The organism is Rhodococcus sp. EPR-147 (assembly GCF_001647185.1).
Classification (GTDB): Bacteria; Actinomycetota; Actinomycetes; order Mycobacteriales; family Mycobacteriaceae; genus Rhodococcoides.
The window spans coordinates 1-1,819 of sequence record NZ_LVCU01000596.1 but is presented as its reverse complement, the minus strand read 5'-3'; the positions used below and the strand labels follow the sequence as shown (position 1 = coordinate 1,819).

Sequence of the window (1,819 nt, the reverse complement as noted above, 5' to 3'; positions counted from 1 at the left end):
CACCGACTGCTGCAGGATCAGAGAAACGTTCTGCGGGTTGAGAAACGAGCTCGAGATCGAGCTGAAGACGATGACGGCGATGAGGAGTGCGGCCATCGGCCCGAGCAGCGGTTCACGCAGAATGGTCCCTACGTTGAACCGGCTCGGAGCCTTGGGCTCGGCGGCGGTGTCAGTACTCACGGATCAGTCCTCGTGTTGGGGCGATGGTCCGGGAATCCGCGATCAGCCCCAGCAATTCTCTTCGCCCCACGCGGTGTCCTGCGACTCGATTCCGTCGACGGGCTGATCGGTGACCAGCTGCGAGCCGGTGTCGTTGAAGCCGCTGGGCTTGGTGCCGTCCTCGGCGAACTTCACCACAGCGTCGACACCCTGCTCGGCCATCTTCGCCGGGAACTGCAACACCGTCGCGCCGATGATGCCGGCCTTGACGTTCTCGATGCCGGTGCAGCTGCCGTCGATCGAGCCGATGGTGATCTGATCGGCGCGGCCGGCAGACTGAATCGCCTGGTACGCACCCGCTGCTGCGGGCTCGTTGATCGTGTACAGCGCATTGACGCCCGGTGCGCGCTGCAGCAGGTTCTCCATGGCGGTCTGCGCCTTGGTCTGATCGCCGTTGGTGTTCTCCTGGCCGACGATCTCCGGCGAACTGTCGGTCAGGCCCATGCCCTCGAGGAAGCCGTCGTGACGGAACGTGTCGACCGTGCCGCCCGCGGTGCCGTCGAGCATGATGACCTGGGGCGCAGTGGTTCCGAGCGTGCCCTTGACCCATTCGCCCTGGCTGACGCCTGCGGCCTTGTTGTCGGTGGCGAACGTGGCGTCGACCGCGTCCTCGGGGTCGGTTGCGGTGTCGAGGGCGATGACGACGACGCCGGCGTCCCGTGCCTTCTTGATCGCGTCCAGGACTCCGGTGGACGAGTTCGGGGTGATCAGAATCCCCTTCACGCTCTGCCCGACCAGGTTCTCGATGGCCGCGACCTGTCCCTCGTTGTCACCGTCGAAAGCGCCGGCCAGAGCCACCAGCTCGGCTCCGCTGGAATCCGCCTGCGCCTGCGCTGCCTCGCGCAGCTTCACGAAGTACGGATTGGAGTCCGTCTTGGTGATGAGTCCGACCTTGACGCTGTCCGAATCCGAACTGCTGCAAGCGGTCAGACCGAACACGAGCGAACCGGCCATGAGCGCGGTGCCGATCGTCAGCGCGGACTTCCGACGGTGATTGAACATGTGGACTCCCTTGTCCCCTAGCCACGCGGTCGCGTCGCTCGATTGCAGGAGCCTAGAACGCATACAAGCGCTTGCGCATGCGCTTTCGCCGAAACAAACCTGGATTTTTTTCACCGACCGGGCAGACGGTTCGTGACGGGGGTCACGTGGTTTGGGTCGACCCGGTTCGCGTCGCCCCGGTCCCCGCAAATGCCACGCACCACCACCCATCACTTGTTCGGCGGCGAACCCTCCCCCGTCCGCCGAAACCGAGTCCCCAGCCGCCTCCCCGCCGCCCCCGGTTCCCGCAAATGCGCGCGCGTTTGCCATCCGCGCGCGAACTCGCGCCCGATCACCTGGCTAATCCGTGAGCACCTGGCGAATGCGCGCGCATTTGCGATCGCCGCCGATCAGCCCCCTCCAGCGATCAGCCTCCGACGCCCGAGTACCCGCCTCCCCCGGTTCTCCCCGCCGCCCCAGTTCCCGCAAATGCGCGCGCGTTTGCCATCCGCGCGCGATTTCGCGCCCGATCACCTGGCTATTCCGCGCGCACCCAACGAATGCGCGCGCATTTGCCCCACCCAGATCACCCAGCAAATGCCACGCACCACCACCCATC

General features: G+C 65.9%; 2 protein-coding genes and 1 pseudogene. All 3 read right to left on the bottom strand.

From position 1 onward, the window contains the following. Window positions 1-180 (bottom strand): annotated as a pseudogene (locus A2J02_RS26990) (ABC transporter permease); the annotation flags it as partial. Window positions 181-222: 42 nt separating this feature from the next. After that, on the bottom strand, window positions 223-1,221 hold the full coding sequence (locus A2J02_RS26985) for a substrate-binding domain-containing protein (RefSeq protein WP_068056113.1): 999 nt from the start codon (window positions 1,219-1,221) through the stop codon (window positions 223-225). Between the two features lie 339 nt (window positions 1,222-1,560). Then, window positions 1,561-1,819: hypothetical protein (locus A2J02_RS28875; protein WP_231911513.1), on the bottom strand; the 259-nt coding region annotated here is incomplete at its 5' end.

Coding starts and splice junctions, on each gene's coding strand:
- A2J02_RS26985 (WP_068056113.1), bottom strand. CDS start 1,221: ATGTTCAATCACCGTCGGAAGTCCGCGCTGACGATCGGCACCGCGCTC.